Genomic DNA, 22,156 nt, shown 5'->3' with positions numbered 1-22,156 from the left:
AAGGCAAAACCGCATTAGCGAAAGCTGCTTCTTAAGTGGCGAAAGTCAAGGCTTAGTAGTCGGCTACGGTACCCACGGTCAGCTGCTCGAGGGCGGTGGCCAGTTGGGCGTCGTTGGGTGCCACGCCGTGCCACTTGTGGCCTTCCATCATAAAGTCGACGCCGAAGCCCATACGCGTGTCCATGATGAACATAACGGGCTTGCCCTGGCCGGTAGCGGCTTGGGCGGCTTCGAGGGCCGGCAAGAGCGTGGCGTAGTCGTTGCCATCGGCCTGCAGCACGTGCCAGCCGAATGCTTCGAACTTCGAGCGCAAGTCGCCGAGGCCGCCGATGTCGGCGGTGGAGCCGTCAATCTGCTGGCCGTTGTGGTCGATAACTCCGATGAGGTTGTCGATTTTGTGGTGGGCAGCGTACATGATGGCCTCCCAGTTCTGGCCTTCTTCCAGCTCGCCGTCGCCCATGAGCACGAACACGCGGCGGTCGTCGCCGTTCAGCTTTTTGGCTTGGGCGGCGCCGCAGGCCACGCTCAGGCCCTGGCCCAACGAGCCCGAGGCAATGCGGATGCCCGGCAGGCCTTCGTGGGTGGTGGGGTGCCCCTGCAGCCGCGAGTTGAGCTTGCGGAACGTGGCCAGCTCACTTACCGGAAAGTAGCCCGAACGGGCCAGCACCGAGTACAGCGTGGCCGAAATATGACCGTTGGAGAGGAAGAACAGGTCCTCCCCTGCCCCGTCCATGCTGAAGGGCTGGGGATTGTGCTTCATCACCTTGAAGTAGAGCGCCACCAGCAAATCGGTGCAGCCCAACGAGCCGCCGGGGTGGCCCGAGTTCACGGCGTGTACCATGCGCACGATGTCGCGCCGCACTTGGGCAGCAATTTCTTTGAGGTCGGCAGTAGCTATTTCGGCAGTCTGGGGCATATCAGTAGGGGAAATTGTTGGTTGGGTAAAGGTAAGCGCAGTGAATGAAGTACCGTAACCAAACATTACACAATCGATTGTGTAAAGTAACACCGCAAATTCTCATTCGCGACTACCCCTTCCAGAAAAACTTACCGCGGCCGCCCAGCAAAAGCCCGCCGGCCTCCGGAGCTTCTGCAAAGGCAAAAGCGCCGAAAGCCGGCGGGCGGCAGGTGAGCAAATCAACTTGGGGGTCGCGACGGCTACAGTAGCTGGGCGGCGTGTTCTTTGGTATCTACCTTCTTGATAATTTTATCAATATGGCCGTTTTCATCAATCAGAAACGTGGTGCGCACGGTGCCCATGTAGGTTTTGCCGTAGTTCTTTTTCTCCTGCCACACGCCGTAGTCCTGCACAATCTTCTTCTCGGTATCCACCAGCAGCGGAAATGGCAGGTCGTATTTCAGGGCAAATTTCTTGTGGGCGACTTCGTTGTCGGTGCTCACGCCAATTACCTTAATGTTTTTGGCCGTGAGTTCCTCTTGGTGGTCACGCAGGTTGCAGGCTTGAGCCGTACAGCCGGGGGTATCGTCTTTGGGGTAGAAATAAAGCGCCACGCGTTGCCCACGCAGGTCCGAAAGGCGGATGGTGTTGCCATCCTGGTCGGTAGCAGTGAAATCTGGGGCAACCTGTCCGGGTTCAAGTGTCATGGTAGGTGATAAGGGTATGAAGGATGGGTTGCAATAACGACAAAATACGCTCTTTGTCAAGCAGCCATATTCAAAATTGAGCTGGTTAGTAACTAGAAGAAATAATTGACCTTAGGGAGTAAATAAATTCCTATAATCGAATTTTAGCCCAAGTCTATACTTCACAGCTTATTGCCAGTGCGACGACCCCACAAAAAAGCCCTCTCATTTAAAGAAAGGGCTTTTTTGTGGGGTCATGTAATTGGTTACAAATTCAAGCTCACCACCCGCTCATTTCCGGCCTGGTCGGTCAGGTGCAGCTCGGCGGGGCCGCGCAGCCGTGGGCCCAGCGTGTCGCCGGCCACGGTGAAGAGGGTAGAATTTTTATGCTCGAAGCGCAGCAGGCGGAATCTGCCACCCACCAACAAACGGTAGCTGGCCAGCCCCGAAAGGTCGTCGCCCACCCGGAAAAGGAGCTGCCCGCCGGGCCGCCCAATGAGGCTGCCTTTGGGCGCAATGGTATCGGTGAGGATGCGGTAGGACCCAAACTGGCGAATGGCGGCCGTAATCTGGCCATTGGCGTCCCATTTGCCGCCCACAAAAGCCTTCCCACCTTTCAGCGTGGCGGCGTAGATGGCAGTGCGCTGCGGGTCGGTGGGCGGCGTGGCCGGCTTGAGGGTAAGCAAGGCCGTTTTGTAGAGCGGCAGCAGGGGGCTGCCCACCGTCCAGAAGCCGCTGCCCGTGGGCTCGGGCCGGTAAAGCGTGTTCAGGTAAAGGTTGTCGAAGAGCGTTTCGGGCCCGAATATCAGGTTGAGGTTGGCAGTGGAATAGGTAGATTCCTTATGCGCCGGCACCAGCACTTGGCGGTCGAATTTTTTGGTGATGCTGCCAAACTGCAGCGAATCGGGCAGGCCGGCGCGCAGGTCGTACAGGTACACGTTTTCGCTGTTTTGGGTGTAGCTGGGCCGGATTTCCAGCCGCCGGTTGCCGCGCAGCAGCACCAGGTTGGCCGCCACAGAATCGGAGCTGGGGTCGGTGGCCACTGCCTTGAGCAGGTTGCGCGTCACCTCGTAGCGCAGGGCCGGGCGCTTGGCAGCGGCCGAACGGGTTTTGAAATACGCCGGCTGCTCGCCGCGCAGCACCAGGTGTACGGGCGTCTGGTTGTTGTAGGAGTCGGCCAGGGTGATGTCGATGCTGTATACTTTGCCGGCTTCCACGTTCAGGCGGCCTTTAGTGGCGCCGGTGCTGTACATGTTCAGGTCGTTGCCTTCGTCTACCCACAGCTTTTGCAGGGTGCGCCCCTGGGTTTGCTGGTACAGGAAATCGACGAAGTTGCCCACCTGCCGGGTGCCCGTGGGGAACGGCACCGCATCAATCATATGCTGGTAAAACGGCTGGCCGTTCACCTTCACCGTCACGCGCTGAATGCCGTTGCGGTTCCAGGCATTGTCAAACCTGTCGAAGCCCTGCACCAGCAGCCCCACCGTGCCAAAGCAGCTAATGGTATCGGGCCAGGAGGTAGCCACACCCGGCCCCGGCTGCACTTTGGGCGCAAACAATGCTTTGGCAAATACCTTCTTCACCCGCGCCTCTATGCTCAGCGGCTCCAGGGCAAAGGCCTGCAGCGTGGGGGCCACGTGGTCCTGGATTTCGGCAAAGCCGCCCCACTGCAGGGGGTTGTACTGCCGGTCCTGGGCGTCGCGCACTTCCCAGTGCAGGTGCGGGCCCGCCGAGCCGCCAGTATTGCCCGACAGGGCCACCAGCTCGCCGCGCTTCACCGGAAACCGGTTTTTCTCGAAGAAGGCCTCCAGTTCGTAGCTCTGCTTCTCGTACTGGCGGCGCTGCAGCTCGGCCGCCACGGGGCCCCGGAACTCATTGAGGTGGCCGTACACCGTGGTCAGGCCGTTGGGGTGCGTGATGTAGAGCACGTTGCCGTAGCCAAACGACGACTGCTTGAGGCGCGAAATGTAGCCATCGGCCGCGGCGTACACGGGCTGGTTTACCCCGCCGCCGGTCTTGATGTCGAGCCCGCCGTGGAAGTGGTTGGGGCGAAGCTCGCCCATGCTGCCGGCCAGAAAGCCCGGCTTGCCCGGGGCAATGGGAAACTGGAAATACCCCGCCGGCACTACCGGCTTGCTGCCTCCGCCCAGCATTTCGCTTATGCTGTGCTCGTGGTCGCTCGAGTCGGCTTCCTGCCCACCCACCGATTCGGGACTGCAGGCCATCATGGCCACCGCCAGCCCAAACACCCACTTTACTTTGTTTCTAAAAAACGCCACGTCCAACTTTCGCTTTTGCACAGTACTATACTTCAATCCAAATAACCTAGCTACCGGGCGCCCTTACCGCACGCTCAGCTCTAATAATTTTTCGCCTTCCAGAAAGCCCTGCAATTGGTCGCCCACTTTAACCGGACCAACGCCGGCAGGGGTTCCGGTAAATATCAAATCCCCCATTTTCAGCGAAATGTATTTTGATACAAAGCTGATGATTTTGGCAAACGGGTGCAGCATCAGGCCGGAGTTGCCGGTCTGGCGGGTCTCGCCGTTCACTTCCAGGTGGAAATTAATGTTGCCCAACTCAGCGATTTCCGTCACCGGTTTGAAGGTCGCGGAAATGGGCGCCGAGCCGTCGAAAGCCTTGGCCAGCTCCCAGGGCAGCCCCTTCTTCTTGAGCTCGGTTTGCAGGTCGCGGGCCGTGAAATCGATGCCCAGCCCAATGGCATCGAAATAGGTGTGCGCAAAATGCTCGTCGATGTGCCGGCCGTTCTTGCTCACGCGCAGCACCAGCTCCAGCTCGTGGTGAATGTCCTGCGAAAACTCGGGGATGAAAAAGGGCTGTCCGCGCTGCAGCAGGGCCGTTTCGGGCTTAAGGAAAATGACCGGGGCCGCGGGCACTTCGTTGTGCAGCTCGGCAATATGGTCGGCGTAGTTGCGGCCGATGCAGATGATTTTCATAGAGAGATTCGGGGCGGAACAGAATAAGCTCAAAACTACGGCCCAGCATGGGGTCCCGGCAACCCGGCCGTCGGTTTTCTGCCCCAGCGTACGCTGCTGCTAAACATTTACCCAGCCGGTTGCCGTATAGGCGGCAACCGCGGGCCGGGTTTTGGCCCAAAACGTGCTAACAGCACCCGCGGTTACCTCAATTTTTCTTTCTACTTTTTCATCCCCATGTTCAAGAAAATAGCCCTTCTGGCCAGCCTGACCTTTATGGCAGCCTGTACTACGGTGCCCATCACGGGCCGCCGGCAGCTCAGCCTGGTGAGCGATAGCGAAATCAATACCCTGGCCGCCACCCAATACCGCGAGGTTATTGCCAAAGGCCCGCTTTCTACCAACTCCGAGTACGTGAGCATGGTGCGGCGCGTGGGCCAACGCATTCAGGGCGCGGTGGAATCATACTTCCGCCAGCAAAACGCTTCTGACCAGCTGGCGGGCTACCAGTGGGAGTTCAACGTGATTGAGGACAAGCAGCAAAATGCCTGGTGCATGCCCGGCGGCAAAGTGGCCGTGTATACTGGCATCTTGCCCATCACACAGGACGAAAACGGCCTGGCCGTGGTAATGGCCCACGAAATTGCGCACGCCGTGGCCAAGCACGGCTCCGAGCGCATGAGCCAGGGCCTCGTGCAGCAGCTCGGGGGCCAGGCGCTATCGGCCGCACTCTCGACCAATGCGCCGGCTACCCAACAACTGGCGCTGCAGGCGTTTGGTGTGGGCTCGTCCATCGGTTTGCTGAAGTACGGCCGCAACCAGGAATCGGAGGCCGACCACCTGGGCCTGATTTTTATGGCCATGGCCGGTTACAATCCCGACGGCGCCATCACGTTCTGGCAGCGCATGGAAGCCCGCGAAAACCAGGCTTCGCCGCCCGAATTCCTGTCTACTCACCCGTCCAGCGGCACCCGCATTGCCGACATCCAACGCGAATTGCCCGAGGCGCGTAAGTACTATAAGCCGCGTTAGTCGTATATTGTAATTCCTCTTTCCTCTGTTCCTTTTTCTGCGCCATGAGCTTCCTACCGCGTTTGCTTGGCTTGGGCTTGTTAAGCCTGCTGGTGTTTTTAATGATGTCGTGCGAGTCGAGCAAGCCTGCTTCGAGTAGCGAGTTTGGCAGCCCCAACCGCATAAAAGGCGAGGCCATTGCCAAGCCCGACAGCCGTCAGATTGTGCATTTTACCGACAGCACCGCCGAGTACAAAACATCGCGGAGTGACCTGGCCCGAGCCTTCATCAAGCAGTTTGGCGACGGCACCGTAATCGACAAAGTGCAGGTGCGCAAAGCCCCCGCCGACGCCGATACCCCCGCCAGTTATTACCTCATTGGCATGGGGCTGCGCAACGGCATGTTCCGGGCCATGGCCCTGCCCCTCACCGGCGGCGGCGACAATACTTATTACCTGCGCCCCGGAGCCGAGCGCTATACCATTACCAGCGTGGGCTGTGCGGCGTGCTTTTTCAACTTCGAGAATGGCCGCATTGTGGGCACCACCTGTTCCGAAAACTCGGCTGGCAGCCACTGCGACCTCAAGGTAGAAACCAACAATTCTCTCTTCGCAGCCCGATGAGCACCACCGGCAAATGGCTTTTGCGCGCGGCCCTCACGGCCCTGGCGCTGCTCATCCCCACGGATACAAACCGGCCCCGCCGGCCAACCCCACAAACACCAAAAAAGCCCGCTGCATAAGCGGGCTTTTTCTTTTTAGAGACTTGGGGCATTCAATTTTAGCTCAACTTGAGCGGCACTGTCCCGCAAGCTTCAGCCCGTGATTTCAGAGGCCAGGGCTGTAAGGTCCAGGCCATCGAACGTGCCGGATGACATGAGCAGCAGGTTGGCGTTAGCCCAATTTTGCGCGCGCAGGAACGCGGCCAGCTCGGCGCTGTCGGTAATTACCTTGATGTCGGGGCGCTGGAAGGCCTCGGCCACCGTGGCGGCGGCCAGCGGCGGCAGGCGCTTGTGCTCCAGCACGTGGGGGTTGAAGTATACCACCGCCACGTCGGGCGCGTCGAAGCAATGCGCGTACTGCGGCAAAAACGCCGGGTTGAGGCTGCTGAAGGTGTGCAGCTCCAGGCACGCCACCAGCCGCCGCTGCGGAAACTGCTTTTTCAGGGCCGTGGCCGTGGCCTTGAGCTTGCTTGGGGCATGAGCAAAGTCCTTGTAAACTACTGAGGTAGCGCCTTCTTTCACCAGCTCCAGCCGCCGGGCTGCGCCGGGGAACGAGGCCACGGCCTTGAAGAAGTCCTTGCCTTTGATGCCCAGCTGCTTGCACACCTCTTTGGCCGCCGAAATATTGCGCAGGTTGTGCTCGCCAAACACCTGAATGGGCACCTCCTCGTCCTTCTTGGTAACCAGAAACGTGCGGCCGTCCCGAATCACGTTTTCGTGCGGCCCGTAGCCGATGTAGGTCACGTCGGGGTTGGTGGGCACGGCAATGAGCTGGGTTTGCTCGTCGTCCTTGTCATAGATGAGCACGCCGGCTTTGGGCGTCATGTCGGCGAAAATGCGGAACTGCTCGCGGTAGTTTTCCTCGGTCGGAAACACGTTGATGTGGTCCCAGCTGATGCCCGAAATCACGCCAATGTGGTGCTGATAGAGGTGGAACTTGGGCCGGCGGTCAACTGGCGACGAGAGGTATTCGTCGCCTTCGATGATGATGATGGGCGCGTCGTCGGTGAGCTGCACCATCAAATCGAACCCGGCCAGCTGGGCCCCCACGGCGTAGTCGAACTTGCGGCCGTGGTAGCGCAGCACGTGCAGGATGCAGGCCGTGATGCTGGTTTTGCCGTGCGAGCCGCCGATGACGATGCGCTGCTTGTCGCGGCTGGCTTCGTAGATGTACTCGGGGAAAGAGTAGATTTTTAGGCCCAAGGCCTGGGCTTGGAGCAGTTCGGGGTTGTCGGGGCGGGCGTGCATGCCCACAATCACGGCGTCGAGGTCGGGGGTGATGCTGGCGGCGTCCCAGCCTTCCTGGGCGGGCAGCAGGCCGGCCGCGGCGAGGCGACTCTTGGCGGGCTCAAATATTTCGTCGTCGGAACCCGTTACCTGGGCGCCGCGCCGGTGCAGGGCCAGCGCCAGATTGTGCATGATGCTGCCACCCACCGCAATCAAGTGAATCTTTTCGGGGCGCTCGTTTCTCGTTTCTGGTTCCAATGCTTGGGTGGTTGTCAGTTGATGGGTGTCAGTTGTCCGCTTCCCGTTGATTATTGATGCAGCAACCGACAACTGACACCCAACACTTGTACCCTGAGGAAAGGACTGCGAAAGTACAACCTCAACGCTACCGGGGCATTCCATAGCCAAAAGAATCGACTTCACCATTCTATCTTTTCCCCGGCTCAGGGGTTAGCTTTGTGTAGCTAGCGTGCAGCTTCGATTCGGCTGCCCGCTCAATTTCTCTTTGCTGCCCTATCCCCTACTATTTATTCTATGCAAGACCAGATGGACGACCGCCTGAAACAATCCGCTGCCCGAGCCAAAGCGGCCTGGAGCACACGGGGCGGCGCAGTGGTCCCCATAAATACCGGCGCCGCCGGCAAGCTGCCACCCCAGGCGCCAGAGCTGGAAATGGCCGTGCTCGGCGCCCTGATGCTGGAAAAAGACGCCCTCACGTCGGTTATCGACCTGCTCAAGCCCGAGAGCTTTTACAAGGACTCGCACCAGCGCATCTACCGCGCCGTTATTCGGCTATTTGACAAATCCGAGCCCATCGACCAGCTCACCGTAGTGCACGAGCTGCGCGAAATGGGCGAGCTCGAAGCCTGCGGCGGCCCGTTCTACGTGGCCAACCTCACGCTGAAAGTGAACTCGGCGGCCAACGTGGAATACCACGCCCGTATAATCACCGAAACGGCCATCAAGCGCGAGCTGATTCGGATTTCGAGTGAGATTCAGAAGGATGCCTTCGAGGATACCACCGACGTGTTCAAGCTGCTCGACGACACCGAATCGGCGCTGTTTGAGGTATCGGAGTCGAACATCCGCAAGAACTTCGACGACATGCGCAGCCTGATGGGCAAGGCCATCAAAGAGCTCGAAGAAAAGAAGAATCAGAGCGACGGTCTGACGGGCGTGCCCACCGGCTTCACCGCCCTGGACCGCGTCACGAGCGGCTGGCAGCCTTCTGACTTGGTGATTATCGCCGCTCGCCCGGGTATGGGTAAAACGGCCTTCGTGGTCTCGGCCATGCGCAACGCGGCCGTAGACTTCAAAAAAGCCGTGGCCATTTTCTCGCTGGAAATGTCCTCGCTGCAGCTCGTCAATCGTCTGATTTCGGCCGAGGCGGAGTTGGACTCCGAGAAAATCAAGAAAGGCAGCCTCGCCGACCACGAGTGGCAGCAGCTCAACCACAAAATCACGGCCCTTTCGGCTGCCCCGATTTACATCGACGACACGCCGGGCCTGAGCATCCGAGAGCTGCGCACTAAGTGCCGCCGCCTGCGCTCGCAGAAGGATGTGCAGATGATTATCGTCGACTACCTGCAGCTGATGAGCGGTAACACCGACGGCCGCGGCGGCAACCGCGAACAGGAGATTGCCAGCATCTCGCGGGCCCTCAAGGGCATTGCCAAGGAGCTGAACGTGCCCGTGCTGGCGCTGTCGCAGCTCTCGCGCTCGGTAGAAACCCGCGGCGGCGACAAGAAGCCCCAGCTGAGTGACCTTCGCGAATCCGGCTCCATCGAGCAGGACGCCGACATGGTAATCTTCCTGTACCGCCCCGAGTACTACGGCCTCGACCAGGATGCCGAAGGCAACTCGACGCAGGGCGTGGGCGAGGTCATCATTGCCAAGCACCGAAACGGCTCCCTCGAAACCGTACAGCTCAAGTTCATCGGCAAATACACCAAGTTCGCCGACCTCGACGGCGTGGGCGGCTTCGACACCAGCGGCTACCAGCCTATGGGCCTGCCCGCCAGCAATTTCGACAGCGAGCCCAGCAGCTTCGCGCCGAATACCATTCGCCTGGGCTCAAAAATCAACGAGTCGCCGGTGCCCTTCCCGAAAGGGAACATGAACAAGCACGAAGACCCGCCGTTTTAAAATTTCAAATGAGGAATGAAGAATGAGGAATGTAGAATTAGCTCAACGAGCAATTCCTCATTCCTCATTCTTCATTCCTCATTCTTCATTATTAATGACCGTTACCTTACTGCTGCTGTGCCTGTTCGCTTTTCTGGCGGGGTTTATTGATTCCATTGTGGGCGGGGGCGGCCTGATTCAGCTGCCGGCCATGCTGCTGCTGCTGCCGGGCGTGCCGGTGCCTACCGTATTTGGCACGGGCAAGGTATCGAGCCTATCGGGCACAGTGGCCGCGCTGCGCCGCTACCTGAGCGGGCCCGAGAAGCTGGAGATTCGCTGGCGCACGGTGGCCCTCACGGCGCTGGTGGCGGGCGGGTTTGCGCTGCTGGGCTCGCGGGCGGTGAGCCACTTGCACAAGGAAGCCGTGCGGCCGCTGGTGATGGGCCTGCTGGTGGTAATGGCCATTTACACCTTCTGGCGCAAGGATTTTGGCAGCCTGCACGCGCCCCGGCTAAGCGGCTACCGCGAAGTGCTGATTGGCGTGGTGCTGGGCGCCTCGATTGGTTTCTACGACGGCTTTTTTGGGCCGGGCACAGGTAGCTTGCTCCTGTTTGCCTTCGTGGGTCTGTTCGGCTACGACTTTATTGCGGCCTCGGCCTCGGCCAAGCTGGTGAACGTGGCTACTAACGTGGCCAGCCTGTTTTACTTCGCCACTACCGGGCAGGTGCTATACAAGGTAGCCCTGCCCATGGCGGCCTGCAATATGCTGGGTTCCACGCTGGGTGCACGCATGGCCCAGCGGCACGGCACCGGCTTCGTGCGGGTGCTGTTTTTGGGTGTGGTGAGCGCCTTTATTCTCAAGTTGGGCTGGGATACATTCGCGTAGCCCACTGCAGTCAGCTCAACTTTACACGGCCTGTAGCCGAGCGTGTTTTTTGCGGTTTTTGCGCAGCCGGTTGAGCCACATGATGGTGCCCGTGATGGGGAACGTGGCGCCCAGCAGGCCCATGGTCAGCGCCAGCAACTTTGTGGGCCAGCCAAAGATGGCGCCGGTATGCACGGGCTTGAACAGGCCGCGAATGCGCTGACCCACCGGGCGCTGCGCATAGGTTTGCCCGCTGATAACCTGTCCCGAATACTGGTCGAGGAACACTTCGTCGGTCGCGTTCTCGGTCAAGGCGCCGGGGCGCAGCATGGACACCCGAATGCTACCCGTAGGTTCTTTGGGCAGCTGAAGCGCGTACGACTCGGCATCGGGGGCCTGCTGGCGGGCCAGGGCCAAGACGGCATCGGGAGCGAAAGGGGCAACACCGGCGCCCGGCGCGGCCGAGACTGGCGGCTCGGACCGCTTCAGGGGCGAGTGGGTTAGCTGGTTGATGCCCTGGCCCACCCAGTCAAAGGACATACCCACGCCGGTGAGGGCCATCACGAAGAGGAAAAGGGACGCATAAAAGCCCAGCACGATGTGGAAATCGTGGTTGAGCCGCTTCCAGCTGCTGCCCCACTTCACTTGCAGGCGCTGGGACATGGCCTTGCGCATGGCGGGCCACCACAGTACCAGGCCGGTGCCCAGAATGAATAGGAAAATCGACGCACTCACGCCCATCACCAGCTTCCCGACTTTGCCGGCTACCAGGCCGCGGTGCAGCTGCTCTATGGTATGAAAGAACGTGTCGCGCGGGTTCATTTCCCCCGTTACGGCTGCGGTGTAGGGGTTCACGTACAGGCGCGGGCCTCCCCCATCGCCTTTGCCCTTGCCTTTGGCCGGGCCAGTTGAGCCGGCTTCTTGGCCCGCCTTGCCCTTGCCACCTTTTTCGGGCCCACCGGCCAGGCTGATTTCCACGGTGCGCGTGGGGTCGGCATACACTTTCACGCCCGAAATTTTTGCCTTCGGCTTATAAGCACCCACGGCTTCCACCAATCGGGCCAGCGGCAGCGCGGCCGTGGTGGAGGGCGCCACGAAGTAGCGCTCCGGGTGCCAGGCCTGCTCTATCTCTTTTTCGAAAGCGAGGATGCTGCCGGTGAGGCAAACGAACACGATAACCAGCCCCGAAACCAAGCCCAGGTACAAGTGGATATTCCGAATCAGGGACTTGGCGGGACTCATGAGATTTTGCAGATTTTCGGCGGAGATAGAGCGGGTAGCCGGGGCTACAGCTTGTAGCTGAGGGTGGCTGAGAAGTTGCGCGGCGCGATGGGGTTCACGCTGTTGTCGTCGTGTAGGTTGTAGCTCAACTCATCGAGGATATTGGCCATTTTCAGGCGGAGCTGGAAGTTGCGGTACGCGTAGCCCACCGAGGCATCAAACAGCAGGTAGTTGGGCACGGCGATGTACTTGTTCACGTCGCCGTTGGGAAAGGGCTGGCCGGTGGCCGGGTTCAGCAGGCGTGGGTTGCGGCCGGCCAGCCGGTCGCCCACGTAGTAGCTGGTCACTCCCGCGCTCAGGCCTTTCAGAAAACCGCTGGTAGCCGGGTTCTGGCCGAAGTTGTAGAACACGCTTGCGTTAGCGGTATGGGCGGGGTTGTAGCGCAGGCGGCTGCCTTCGGCGTAGAGCGTGCTGCGGGTGTAGGCGGTGTAGTTGTAGCTGTAGCCCGTGATAATCGACCAGCCCCGTACCGGCTTGCTTTGCACGTCTACCTCCACGCCTTTGCTGGTGACCTGGCCGGCCAGCTCCTGGGCATTGTTGGCGGTGGCGGGCAGGATGGCCTGGGCCTGGTTGTTGTTCACGATGCGGTAGGCCGTGACATTGGCCGACAGCGCCCCGCGGAACAAGTCATTCTTAACACCCACCTCGTACTGGTCAATCAGCGACGGCGGCAGGGCCTGGCCGCTCACGTCCACGCCCGTGTTCGGCGTGAAGGAGTTGGAGTAAGAGGCAAACACCGCCGAGGTCTTGATGGGCTGATACACCAGGCCCAGGCGCGGCGAAAACGCGCTGTCGAACCGGCGGCTTTCGGTCACTTTCACATCGGCGGTTTTGGCATCGAGGCCGGGGTAGGTGTACACGTCGCTCGGCGTTTCCTGGTAGCTCCAGCGCACGCCGGCCAGCAGCTTTACCTTATCCACGATGCTGATGAGGTCCTGCACGTAGAAGCCGGCGCGGCGGGTGTTGCCCAGTGTGCGGGTGTTGTAGCGCAGGGCATCGTAGCCGCTCACGGCCTTGGCGGGCCGGCGCAGGGCCTTGGCGCGGTCGAAGATGTTGATGGAATCGAACGGCTGGCTGATGTACATCAGGGCATTGGTGTTGTACTGGTCGGCGTCGGCGCCCAGCAGCAGGGTGTGGCCCACGGCCCCGGTGTTGAAGGTTCCCGTGAGGTCAAGTTGAGCTACGAAGTAATTTTCGGTGGTGGCGGTGCGCTGCAGGCTGCGGCCCAGGTCGCCGTAGCGGGCCGATTGGGATGAGACGGCCGCGAAGGTATTGGGGCGGGTGGCGCTGCGCAGTTGGTTGTCGTAGCGCTGGAAGCCGCCCACGGCCCGCACCTGCCAGATGTCGCTGAGGCGGCTGGTGAGCGTGGCGGTGGCGCTAATTTGCTGGGTGGTGTTGCGGGCGTCGGGGGTGTTCAGGAAGCGGGTGCGCGACTCCTGAATCTGGTAATCAATGGCGCCGATACCGAAGTCGGGCGTGCGGTTGTCGCGCAGGTAGTCGCCTTCCAGCACGAGGTTGGTTTTGGGGCTGAGGCGGAATAACAGCGAGGGATTTACGTACACGCGGTCCGACTGCACTACGTCGCGGAAGCTGTTGGCTTGCTCATAGGTGCCATTCAGCCGAAACGCTACCTTGTTGCTCTGGCCCACCGCGCCGTACACATCAAACATGGGCTTCACAAAGCCAAAGCTTCCCACGCGCAAGCCCACCGAGCCGCCTCGCTCAAACTGCGGCTTTTTGGTAACGATGTTGAGCACGCCGCCCGCGGCCACGTTGCCGTACAGGATGGCCGCGCTGCCTTTCAGCACTTCCATGCGCTCGAGCGAGCTTACCTCGGGCATCACGCCGTTGTTGAAGCGCACGCCGTTTTTGAAGGTATTGGCGCTGGTGTAGGCAAAGCCGCGGCTGGCAATTTCTTCCTGGGTGCCGCCGGTGGCGCCCATCACGTACACGCCGCTCACGTTGGTGAGCACGTCGCTCAGGCGCAGGGCCTGCTGCTGCTCCAGCACCTGCCGGCCCACGGTGGTCACGCTCTGGGGCAGGTCGATGGGCCGCACCGGCAGCTTGCCGATGCTGCTGGGCCGCTCGTTGAAGGAGCGGGTGGCCGTCACGGTCACTTCGTCCAACTCCTTGTTGTCCTGCGTCAGGTTCACGGGGGGCACCACGGCTACTTCGTTGGCTTTCACTTCTACCATCACTTCCTGCGCGGCACAGCCCAAGCAGCTGATGGTGAGGGTTTGCCAGCCCACCGGGGCATCGAGGCGGAAGCTGCCGTCGGCCACCGGGCTGGTGCCGCGGTTCGTGCCCTTCACCCGCACCGCCACGTGGTCGGCGTCCTGGCCATCGGCGAGCTGCACCCGGCCCGTTACGGTTCCGGTAACTACCTGCCGCTGCGCGCTCGGAACTACTTGCGCGCTCACCTGCGGGATGCCAACCGCAGGTAAAAGAGCAGCTGAAATGAACAGGGGCAGGACGAGACCGCGCATGGGCTTATTTAGAATGATTCAAAACTACCGCAAAGGTGCGGCTTATTTAGAAACGTTCCAAATAGTATTTCAACGCCATCCATTTCTCCCGCCTCCCCTTCCCAGAGGCACCAAGCAAAAACGCCCGGCTCAATAGCCGGGCGTTAGATTGAAATCAATTTAGAAGAGGCTAATTGAGCTAAGAAGCCAGCGCCGCTACTTCAGCTGTGCTACCGGCGCCGGTCAGTTCAAATACCTCGGCTAGCAGCTCGTAGGAACGGAGTCGGTCCTGAAAATCGGCGGTGATGGTAACGGCCGTTATTTCATCCACTTCGTAATCGGCGGCTATTTGGCTGAGCTGCGCGTGTACCTGCGCGGGCGTGCCGCTTACTACCCGGCCACGGTTCTGCAACAGGTGGGCTTGGTCTTGGGCCGCAAACTGGTAGCTGAGCACCTCGTCTCTGGTGGGGAAAGTGCGGAACTCGCCTTTGCCGAAGCGCAGCAGCTGGATGTCCATTGCCGCGCGCAGCTCCTGGGCCTTTTCCTCGGTATCGGCGCACAGCACAAACACGGCCACGTTGGCCAGCGGTGCGGCCAGCTCGGCCGAGGGCCGAAACCGCTGGCGGTAGGCGCGCATGGCCTGTGGGCCGCCGTTGGCATTGATAAACTGAGCGAAGGAAAACGCCATGCCCAGGTGCGCCGCAAACAAGCCGCTCTGGCCGCTGGAGCTGAGCAGCCACAGCTCAGGCACGCCGGGCGCCTCCGGTATGGCCATTACCCGCTCGTGGATGGTATCGGGCACTTTATCGTCGCGCAGGTAGGCCTGCAGGTCCATCAGCTGCTCCACAAAGTCCTGCTCGCTGAAGGTATTGCTGGGGTTAAGGGCGTGGGCGGTGAGGCGGTCGCCACCCGGAGCGCGGCCCATGCCCAGATCGATGCGACCGGGAAACAGGGTTTCGAGCATGCGAAAGTTCTCGGCCACTTTCAGGGCGCTGTAGTGGGGCAGCATTACGCCACCCGAGCCCAGGCGGATGCGCTGGGTTTGGCTGCCCAGGTAGGCAATGAGCACCTCCGGTGTGGAGCCGGCCAGCGTGTTGGTGTTGTGGTGCTCCGATACCCAGAAGCGCGAGTAGCCCAGGCGGTCGGCCAGTCGAGCCAGCTCAACGGTTTCGAGAACGGCCTGTCGCGCCGTGGCCCCGGGGCGAATGGGCGACTGGTCGAGTACGTTCAGGCGAATTTTGGGGGTGGTTATCATTAGCAATAGGAAGGGTATAGAGGTGCAGAACCATGAACGGGGCCTTCCGGTTCGAGCCGAAGGTTCCGGCAGCCGAAGCGCGGGGCTATGAACAAATGCCAGCTCAATTGTTACGCACCCAAACTATATAACTCTCTTCCTGAATGAGCGACCAGAATTTTGTTACCCTCACGGTAGCCGATGGCACCAAAATGCGCGCCTACACGGCCTTCCCCAGCACCAAAGGCCCGGTGCCCGGCATTATTCTGCTGCAGGAAGCCTTTGGCGTAAACCACCACATCCGCAACGTGGCCGACCGCCTGGCCAAGGCCGGCTATGCCGTAGTAGCGCCGGAGCTCTTTCACCGCACGGCCAAACCGGGGCTGGAAATTGCTTACTCGGACTTCGCCAAAGGCGCGGCGCCTCATTACAACGCCATTAATAACAAAGACTTGTCTGCGGACCTGCAAGCCTCCTACGAATGGCTGCAAACCCAGGACCAAGTGAACTCCGATAAGATTGGCAGCATTGGTTTTTGCATGGGCGGCCGGGTTTCATTCCTAGCTAATGCGGTGCTGCCACTGGCGGCCGCTGTGTCGTACTACGGCGGGGGCACGCACACCATCAAAAACCGGGCTGCCGACCTGCACGGGCCGCACCTGTTTTTCTGGGGCGGGCTGGATGCGCACATCACCAAAGAGCACATTGCCGAAGTGACCGACGCAGTAGATGCCGCGGGCAAACCCTATATCAACACCGTCATCTCCTACGCCGACCACGGTTTTAACTGCGACGAGCGGCCGAGCTACCACCCCGAAGCCGCCGCCGAAGCCTGGGCGCTTACGCTGGCTTTCTTCGGGGAGAAGCTGGGGGCGTAGGGCGCCTCACCCCCGGCCCCTCTCCATAAGAGAGGGGAGCCGAACGTTAATCCATTAAAAAGTCCCAGCTCAAGATTGAGCTGGGACTTTCTGTTTTCAGGAATTGAGCTAAAGCTTGTGCCGTGGCTCCCCTCTCTTTTGGAGAGGGGCCGTGGGTGAGGTTCACCAAGCGTAAGGTCCACTCGCAAAGCTCACACCGCGGCCACCGACTCCACCACATCCTGCCGGCCCAGCCATTGTGCCATGCTGCTGGCCAGCACAATCTGCAGGGCGTGGTACAGCATCAACGGAAGTAAAATCAGCCCAGTGGCGGCGCTGGCTGGAAATAGCAGGCTGGCCATTACGCTGCCGTGTACCAATGACTTTTTGGAGCCGCAGAACACCGCCACAATCTGGTCGGCGCGCGGGAAATGCAGCGCCCGACTCAGGCTCCAGATGAGGACGAACACCAGCAAGTACAGCCCCACCATGCCCGCACCCAGCTTGAAGACGTCGGCGGGCAGGTAGCGGCTGAAGATGCCCTCAGCAAACGAGTCGCAGAAAGCCGTGAAAACGATTAGCAGGATGGTAACCTGGTCGAAAATGCGCAGGCCCGCCTTGTGCCGCTCTGCGAAGGCGTGGAACCGGGAATTGAGCAGCACCCCCGCTCCTACCGGCAGCACCACTTGCCACAGCAGTTGCAAGGCCAGGCCCCAGAGCTGGCTGCTATCGGCGCTGGTGTGCAGAAACAGGCTGGCCAGCAGCGGCGTGAGCAGGATGCCCAACAGGCTGGAAATGCTGGCGTTGAAAATAGCTGCGGGCAGGTTGCCGCCCGCAATGCTCACCATCACCACCGAGGTGGAAACGGTGCTGGGCAGCGCACACAGAAAGAAGATGCTCTGCCAAAGCATTTCGCCCCTTTCGGGCCCGAAGAAGGGCCGGGCCAGCAACGCCAGCGCGGGAAACAGCACAAACGTAGCCCCCTGCACCAGGGCGTGCAGCCGCCAGTTGCGCATGCCGGCACGCAGCTTCTCAAAGCTCAGCTTCAGCCCATAAAAGAAGAAAACCAGAGCCACCCCCGCCGTGGTAATCAGCTTCCACGGCATGGGGCTGGCCTTGCTGCCCAGGTTGGGCTGAAAATAAGCCAGCGCCACCACGCCGATGAGCGCCAGCAAAAACCAATCGAGCCCGGCGCGGGCCAGCAGTTCGGCAATTCGGTTGGGCCCTGACGTGGGAGCCTGGGGTTGTGGTATCATAAGGCAGGGTGAGCCGAGGCAAGCCGGGCCGGCAGGAGGCTGGTGGAAAATACAAAAGCGCCAGACTCTGGGGAGCCTGGCGCCGCTGCAGAACAAAATTACAACGCTGGGAAGCCAATGACCAGCCCGCGCCTGCGCATTAGCATTTTCTACTGGTCGCTGCCGCCACCCAGGCCGGGAGGCGGAGTGCCCTGCACGCCTTGCACGTTGGGCACGCCCATTTTCTCCTCGCGCTTGCGCTGGTATTTTTCAAATTGAGCCGGGGTCAGCACGTCTTTGATGGCGGAAAGGCGGGAGCTGCCAATGCTTTCGATAACGCCCGCGAGCTTGCGGGGGTCGGTGCGGTAGCGGAGGCGCGCCGTTTCCACGTTGTCGACGCCGCGGCGATTGATAACGCGGATTTTTTCGGTTTGCTGGGGCGAGAGGCCCAGGTTTTTCTGCATGTTGGCCGTGAGGGCGTTGGCTTTGGCGTCAATCACCGCATCGGAAGGCCCGTCTACCACGGCCGCTGGTTCGGCGGCATGCGTGGTTTTGGTTTTGATGCTGGGCTGGCCCGCGGGCTTCACCTTGGTTTTGACGGTGGCCGTGGCCGGGGCTTGTGCCCGCACGGCGGGCGCAACTGCCAGGGCCAGCAACGACGAGAGCAACAACAGTTTCATGGAACGGGGATAAGAAATCAGTAGCACAGAAAAGCAGGGCGAAAGAGTGGGGTAAATATCGGGCGAAAACCCGGTCCGCTACCGGCCCAACGCGGTACCGTCCACGTTTCGTGCCAGAGCCTGCCGAAAAAGCCGCCCGCGCACCTCCTCCGTGCAACCTTTCGCCGCCTTTTGGCATACAACCCCCTATGAAACACGACCACCGCACCAACAAGAACTGGCTGCTGGCCGCCGGCATCGGCGCCGCGGCCCTGGCCGCCACCCTCTGGGGCAACCGCCGTGGCTCCTACGACCTGAGTCGGCGCGTGGTGCTCATCACGGGCGGCTCGCGCGGGCTGGGCCTGGTGCTGGCCCGCCAGGCCGTAGCCGAGGGGGCGCGCGTAGCCATTTGTGCCCGTGACGAAGCCGAACTGGCCCGCGCCCGCCAGGACCTGCTGCTGACCGGGGCCGCCGAAGCCGACGTGCTCACCCTGGCCCGTGACATCACCAACGAAGTGGAGGTGCGCACCATGGTGGCCGAGGTCGAAAGCCAATTGGGCGCCGTGGATGTGCTCATCAACAATGCCGGCATCATCGTGGGCGGCCCGCTCGACAACATGGACTCGCGCGACTACGAAGACTCAATGGCCATTCACTTCTGGGCACCGCTGCACGCTATGCAGGCCGTGCTGCCCGGCATGCGCCAGCGCGGCGAAGGCCGCATTGTCAACATTTCCTCGCTCGGCGGCAAGGTGGCCCTGCCCCACATGGCGCCCTATAGCGCCAGCAAGTTTGCCCTGGTGGGGCTGTCCGAAGGGTTCCGGGCCGAACTGCGGCAGCACGGCATCAGCGTGACCACGGTGTGCCCCGGCCTGCTGCGCACCGGCAGCCCCGGCCACGCCCTGGTGAAGGGCCAGCAGCAGAAAGAGTTTGCCTGGTTCAGTATCGCCGATTCCCTGCCCGGCCTCACAATGAGCGCTGAGCAAGCCGCCCGCCAAATCTGGAACGCTTGCCGCCGCGGTGACGGCGAAATCATTCTTTCGCTGCCCGCCAAGCTGCTGTCGGCCTTCCACGGCCTGCTGCCCGGCACCACCACCGACGTGTTGAGCTGGCTCAACCGCGCCCTGCCGGCCACCGGCGAAAGCCCGGCCGCCAACGTGCGCCGCACCGGCTACAATAGCGAGAGCAAGCTTTCGCAGTCGCCCCTCACCACCCTCAGCCGCAAGGCAGCCGCGAAGAATAACGAAGCCTAAAAACCAGGATAAAACGAAACCGCGCCAACCAGCTGCCCGAAGGCGGCTCGTTGGCGCGGTTGTGCGTTGTGAAGTATCTATAGGTCTCTAGAGGGTACCGCGGTGCTTCTTGGCGAAGTGCGTGTTGGAAGGCCGGGCCATGCCCTTGCTGCGGTGGAAACCGTTAAACAAACCCTTCTCGAACAGGCCATGGTGGCCATACAGCCGATAGTTCGGGCGGTGGTTGCCGGGCAGGATTTTGCGAGCAGGTGCAGCAACTGCTTCTGCGGTGGTGAATAAGCCGAGCAGGCAAGCGAACAGAAAGAAGGAGCGCAACATAAGCGGAAGTGAATAAGGTGACAGGATAATGACTAACAGCGCCATTGGCAGCCTTTTGTCGCTGGCAAATGAACACATACATCAGGTTAAATAATGTGCCACTAACCTGCGCTTTCGACCAATTGGTTCCGAAACACGACGAACCGGTCCTTTTGCACCCACAACTCAAATTGAGTGCCAAGCTGAAAAGGCAATAGCCTGCTTTTAACCCTAAATTCCCCCGAACACCGCCGCCACAAAAGCAACCTCTGCTCCCGAGCAAGTTGAAAACCTGGGCACTACCGGTAGCTCAATTTCACGCAGCCGCTGGCTTGGGCTGGCACTTCGCGCAGGTGTAAGTGGCCCGGCCGCCCACGTAGTATTTATCAATCTTCACCTTGGGGTGGCGCGGGCAGAAGGTGTGCGCATCGTCGCTGCTGGGCGTGGCGCTGGTGTCCCACTCCCGGGCGTGGATGAGAAATGAGGCCGGGAAATGCCGATAATTGGCCTCTTGGTTGATGGCCGTGGTGAGCACTAGTTGCACGGCAGTGTGCAGGGCCTGGCCCTCTTTCTCGGTAAGCGTAGCGCCGATGCGCTCGGGGTGGATTTTGGCCTGAAACAGCACCTCGTCCACAATCCAATTGCCAAGGCCGGCCGTGATGCTTTGGTCGAGCAGCAGAGGCTTGAGCAGTGTTTTGCGGCGGGCAAGTTTCTGGTGCAGCTCGGCCGCGGTGATGTCGAGCGCATCGGGGCCTATTTTCTTGGCTTTTTGATGCGCAGCGGCACTATCGGCCAGGCGGATGCGGCCGAATTTGCGCGGGTCGATAAACGCCAGGCGCAGGCCGGAGTCTTCGAGGTGAAGCGCCACGCGGGTGAAGCGCGGGGCGTCGGGCTCGTCGCGGTAAGCGCCCACGTCGCCGGTCATGCCAAAGTGCAGCACCAGCACTTTGCCGTTGTCCAGCTCCAGAAAGCAGTTTTTGCCCAAGCGGCTGGTACCCGTGATGGTGCGGCCCACAAGGCCGGCCCGGAGCCGGTCCTCGGGCGTGGCCAGCACATGCGCATCATTCACCTGCAGGGCGGCAATGGTTTGGCCCACGGCCAGTTCGTCAATAAAGCGGCGATAGGTTTCGACTTCGGGTAATTCGGGCACTGGCGAACGGGTAGGGTATAAAAAAAAGCAGAACGGTCATGCAGAGTGCGGCATCTCGCTCGCGCCTCTTGTCATGCTGACGCAGGAAGCATCTTCTCACGTTAGCTCAATTCGTTCTGCGGGGATAAGATGCTTCGCTGCGCTCTGCATGACAGCCGATTATAACGAAATGGTAAAGATGTTCCGCGCGGTAAAGACGCTGCGCGCGGCATGACGTTCAACTGCTAACCATAACAACCCGAATTCGTCCCTGGTTGCAGCCCGGCCCTACAAATCACCACGCAGGCTTCCTTCTAGCACCACCACGCCCGTGCCCCCAATCTGCACGGCTTCGATGGCCTCAGGCGGGCCGCTCACGCGCACTTGCACCGAGCCGGCGCGGCCCATGTCATGGCCCTGCTCGGCCAGGAAATTGGGCGAGCTCAGGTAGCCGTGGTGCCACAGATAGGCCGCCATGCCGCCCGTGGCGGAACCCGTGACGGGGTCTTCCGACACATCGGGCGGCGTGCCGAAGTGCCGGGCGAAGGTGTCGCCAGCCGGCGTGGCCCCGCCCAGGCAAAACAGGTGCGGGCTGAAAAAGTCGCTTTCGGCGCGGTAGCGGCCCAGGCCGGCGGCATCGGCCACGTGGGCGCGGCGCAGGGCTGCGTGGTCGCGCAGCAGCACCATGAGCTGGGGCGTGCCGGTGCTCACGGTTTGGATGGGCGCGCCGGGCAGCAGGTCGTCGGGCGTGAGGCCGAAGAGCGGCAGCACTTTTTCAGGCGCATGCACGGCCCCAAAAACGGGCCGCCTCTGGGTCATCCAAATCAGCGGCAGCTCGCCCGCGGCGCCGGGCAGCACATCAACGCGAATGGGCCCGTGCAGCAGGTTCAGCGTCAGGCCTAGCGGAGAGCCGTCGGCCGGCAGAGCCACCCGGCCCGCGTGCAGCAAGGCTGCTACCGTGGCAATGGTGGGGTGTCCCGCCAACGGAATCTCCTCGGCGGGCGTGAAAAAGCGCACCGTAAATTCGGTACTGCCCGGCGCCGACTGGTTGACAAACGCCGTTTCTGATTGGTTGAACTCGCGGGCCAGGCGCTGGCGGGTGGCGGGCGAAAGGGCATCGGCTTCCAGTACCACCGCACAAGGATTGCCGCGCAGCGGCTGGGTGGTGAAGGCATCAATGAGCAGAAACGGCAATAGAGACATGGGAAGCAGAAAAACAACGTGAATACCGCCACGAAGGAACAACGGGCCAGCTCAACACAAAAAAGCCGACCGGTA

19 protein-coding genes are annotated in these 22,156 nt (G+C 61.1%); 6 read left to right on the top strand and 13 right to left on the bottom strand.

Annotated elements, in window-relative coordinates; genetic code table 11:
• Positions 1–52 precede the first annotated feature (52 nt).
• The 4 genes from LJ738_RS03005 to LJ738_RS02990 form a co-directional block, all read right to left on the bottom strand.
• Positions 53–916: a transketolase gene (locus tag LJ738_RS03005; protein ID WP_068197378.1), complete on the bottom strand. Its 864-nt coding sequence runs from the start codon at positions 914–916 to the stop codon at positions 53–55.
• A 242-nt stretch (positions 917–1,158) separates the two neighbouring features.
• A complete protein-coding gene (gene bcp, locus LJ738_RS03000) occupies positions 1,159–1,605 on the bottom strand; it encodes a thioredoxin-dependent thiol peroxidase (RefSeq protein ID WP_227784837.1) in 447 nt (148 codons plus the stop codon).
• 245 nt (positions 1,606–1,850) lie between these two features.
• A complete protein-coding gene (locus LJ738_RS02995; RefSeq protein ID WP_227784836.1) occupies positions 1,851–3,899 on the bottom strand; it encodes a M23 family metallopeptidase in 2,049 nt (682 codons plus the stop codon).
• A 27-nt stretch (positions 3,900–3,926) separates the two neighbouring features.
• Complete coding sequence (locus LJ738_RS02990) at positions 3,927–4,541, bottom strand: fumarylacetoacetate hydrolase family protein (RefSeq protein ID WP_227784835.1); 615 nt, start codon at positions 4,539–4,541, stop codon at positions 3,927–3,929.
• Between the two features lie 216 nt (positions 4,542–4,757).
• On the opposite strand from LJ738_RS02990, the gene LJ738_RS02985 reads away from it, so the two are divergent.
• Entirely contained in the window at positions 4,758–5,552 is a 795-nt protein-coding gene (locus LJ738_RS02985; RefSeq protein ID WP_227784834.1) for a M48 family metallopeptidase, read from the top strand.
• A gap of 44 nt (positions 5,553–5,596) precedes the next feature.
• Positions 5,597–6,154 (top strand): hypothetical protein, encoded by a 558-nt coding sequence (locus tag LJ738_RS02980; protein ID WP_227784833.1) that lies wholly within the window; start codon positions 5,597–5,599, stop codon positions 6,152–6,154.
• Positions 6,155–6,345: 191 nt separating this feature from the next.
• On the opposite strand, the gene LJ738_RS02975 is transcribed toward LJ738_RS02980, so the two are convergent.
• A complete protein-coding gene (locus LJ738_RS02975) occupies positions 6,346–7,737 on the bottom strand; it encodes a UDP-N-acetylmuramate--L-alanine ligase (RefSeq protein ID WP_227784832.1) in 1,392 nt (463 codons plus the stop codon).
• Positions 7,738–8,013: 276 nt separating this feature from the next.
• On the opposite strand from LJ738_RS02975, the gene dnaB reads away from it, so the two are divergent.
• Entirely contained in the window at positions 8,014–9,624 is a 1,611-nt protein-coding gene (gene dnaB / locus LJ738_RS02970; protein ID WP_227784831.1) for a replicative DNA helicase, read from the top strand.
• 94 nt (positions 9,625–9,718) lie between these two features.
• Complete coding sequence (locus LJ738_RS02965; RefSeq protein ID WP_227784830.1) at positions 9,719–10,489, top strand: sulfite exporter TauE/SafE family protein; 771 nt, start codon at positions 9,719–9,721, stop codon at positions 10,487–10,489.
• A gap of 21 nt (positions 10,490–10,510) precedes the next feature.
• On the opposite strand, the gene LJ738_RS02960 is transcribed toward LJ738_RS02965, so the two are convergent.
• From LJ738_RS02960 to LJ738_RS02950, 3 genes are all read right to left on the bottom strand, one after another.
• Positions 10,511–11,710, bottom strand: a complete 1,200-nt coding sequence (locus tag LJ738_RS02960) for a PepSY-associated TM helix domain-containing protein (RefSeq protein WP_227784829.1) — start codon at positions 11,708–11,710, stop codon at positions 10,511–10,513.
• Positions 11,711–11,754: 44 nt separating this feature from the next.
• A complete protein-coding gene (locus tag LJ738_RS02955) occupies positions 11,755–14,235 on the bottom strand; it encodes a TonB-dependent receptor (protein ID WP_227784828.1) in 2,481 nt (826 codons plus the stop codon).
• 178 nt (positions 14,236–14,413) lie between these two features.
• Positions 14,414–15,469 (bottom strand): LLM class flavin-dependent oxidoreductase, encoded by a 1,056-nt coding sequence (locus tag LJ738_RS02950; protein ID WP_227784827.1) that lies wholly within the window; start codon positions 15,467–15,469, stop codon positions 14,414–14,416.
• Between the two features lie 143 nt (positions 15,470–15,612).
• Between LJ738_RS02950 and LJ738_RS02945 the strand changes: the two genes are divergently transcribed.
• The gene (locus LJ738_RS02945) at positions 15,613–16,326 is read left to right on the top strand and encodes a dienelactone hydrolase family protein (protein ID WP_227784826.1); all 714 of its coding nucleotides are present in this window, start codon (positions 15,613–15,615) and stop codon (positions 16,324–16,326) included.
• A 191-nt stretch (positions 16,327–16,517) separates the two neighbouring features.
• On the opposite strand, the gene LJ738_RS02940 is transcribed toward LJ738_RS02945, so the two are convergent.
• Positions 16,518–17,561 carry a bile acid:sodium symporter family protein gene (locus tag LJ738_RS02940; RefSeq protein ID WP_227784825.1) on the bottom strand — a complete coding sequence of 348 codons (1,044 nt, stop codon included), beginning with the start codon at positions 17,559–17,561 and terminating at the stop codon, positions 16,518–16,520.
• A 149-nt stretch (positions 17,562–17,710) separates the two neighbouring features.
• Positions 17,711–18,220: a hypothetical protein gene (locus LJ738_RS02935; protein ID WP_227784824.1), complete on the bottom strand. Its 510-nt coding sequence runs from the start codon at positions 18,218–18,220 to the stop codon at positions 17,711–17,713.
• Positions 18,221–18,408: 188 nt separating this feature from the next.
• Here LJ738_RS02935 and LJ738_RS02930 point away from each other — a divergent pair, with 188 nt between their 5' ends.
• Positions 18,409–19,452: an SDR family NAD(P)-dependent oxidoreductase gene (locus LJ738_RS02930; RefSeq protein ID WP_227784823.1), complete on the top strand. Its 1,044-nt coding sequence runs from the start codon at positions 18,409–18,411 to the stop codon at positions 19,450–19,452.
• 87 nt (positions 19,453–19,539) lie between these two features.
• Here the strand turns inward: LJ738_RS02930 and LJ738_RS02925 are convergent, their stop codons facing one another.
• From LJ738_RS02925 to LJ738_RS02915, 3 genes are all read right to left on the bottom strand, one after another.
• Positions 19,540–19,848, bottom strand: coding sequence for a hypothetical protein (locus LJ738_RS02925; protein WP_227784822.1), 309 nt, complete (start codon positions 19,846–19,848; stop codon positions 19,540–19,542).
• Between the two features lie 217 nt (positions 19,849–20,065).
• Positions 20,066–20,899, bottom strand: a complete 834-nt coding sequence (locus LJ738_RS21420; protein ID WP_227784821.1) for an Fpg/Nei family DNA glycosylase — start codon at positions 20,897–20,899, stop codon at positions 20,066–20,068.
• 267 nt (positions 20,900–21,166) lie between these two features.
• Complete coding sequence (locus LJ738_RS02915; protein WP_227784820.1) at positions 21,167–22,081, bottom strand: PhzF family phenazine biosynthesis protein; 915 nt, start codon at positions 22,079–22,081, stop codon at positions 21,167–21,169.
• Positions 22,082–22,156: the final 75 nt, after the last annotated feature.

The organism is Hymenobacter plasmatis (assembly GCF_020711255.1).
Classification (GTDB): Bacteria; Bacteroidota; Bacteroidia; order Cytophagales; family Hymenobacteraceae; genus Hymenobacter.
This window is presented reverse-complemented; position numbering and strand designations above follow the sequence as displayed.

What these genes read in the sequence shown, in the direction of transcription:
- LJ738_RS02955 (WP_227784828.1), bottom strand. Translation starts at nt 14,235, where the DNA reads ATGCGCGGTCTCGTCCTGCCCCTGTTCATTTCAGCTGCTCTTTTACCT.
- LJ738_RS02925 (WP_227784822.1), bottom strand. Translation starts at nt 19,848, where the DNA reads ATGTGTTCATTTGCCAGCGACAAAAGGCTGCCAATGGCGCTGTTAGTC.
- LJ738_RS02945 (WP_227784826.1), top strand. Translation starts at nt 15,613, where the DNA reads ATGAGCGACCAGAATTTTGTTACCCTCACGGTAGCCGATGGCACCAAA.
- LJ738_RS02940 (WP_227784825.1), bottom strand. Translation starts at nt 17,561, where the DNA reads ATGATACCACAACCCCAGGCTCCCACGTCAGGGCCCAACCGAATTGCC.
- LJ738_RS02950 (WP_227784827.1), bottom strand. Translation starts at nt 15,469, where the DNA reads ATGATAACCACCCCCAAAATTCGCCTGAACGTACTCGACCAGTCGCCC.
- dnaB (WP_227784831.1), top strand. Translation starts at nt 8,014, where the DNA reads ATGCAAGACCAGATGGACGACCGCCTGAAACAATCCGCTGCCCGAGCC.
- LJ738_RS02990 (WP_227784835.1), bottom strand. Translation starts at nt 4,541, where the DNA reads ATGAAAATCATCTGCATCGGCCGCAACTACGCCGACCATATTGCCGAG.
- LJ738_RS02915 (WP_227784820.1), bottom strand. Translation starts at nt 22,081, where the DNA reads ATGTCTCTATTGCCGTTTCTGCTCATTGATGCCTTCACCACCCAGCCG.
- LJ738_RS02985 (WP_227784834.1), top strand. Translation starts at nt 4,758, where the DNA reads ATGTTCAAGAAAATAGCCCTTCTGGCCAGCCTGACCTTTATGGCAGCC.
- bcp (WP_227784837.1), bottom strand. Translation starts at nt 1,605, where the DNA reads ATGACACTTGAACCCGGACAGGTTGCCCCAGATTTCACTGCTACCGAC.
- LJ738_RS02930 (WP_227784823.1), top strand. Translation starts at nt 18,409, where the DNA reads ATGAAACACGACCACCGCACCAACAAGAACTGGCTGCTGGCCGCCGGC.
- LJ738_RS02965 (WP_227784830.1), top strand. Translation starts at nt 9,719, where the DNA reads ATGACCGTTACCTTACTGCTGCTGTGCCTGTTCGCTTTTCTGGCGGGG.
- LJ738_RS02960 (WP_227784829.1), bottom strand. Translation starts at nt 11,710, where the DNA reads ATGAGTCCCGCCAAGTCCCTGATTCGGAATATCCACTTGTACCTGGGC.
- LJ738_RS03005 (WP_068197378.1), bottom strand. Translation starts at nt 916, where the DNA reads ATGCCCCAGACTGCCGAAATAGCTACTGCCGACCTCAAAGAAATTGCT.
- LJ738_RS02980 (WP_227784833.1), top strand. Translation starts at nt 5,597, where the DNA reads ATGAGCTTCCTACCGCGTTTGCTTGGCTTGGGCTTGTTAAGCCTGCTG.
- LJ738_RS02935 (WP_227784824.1), bottom strand. Translation starts at nt 18,220, where the DNA reads ATGAAACTGTTGTTGCTCTCGTCGTTGCTGGCCCTGGCAGTTGCGCCC.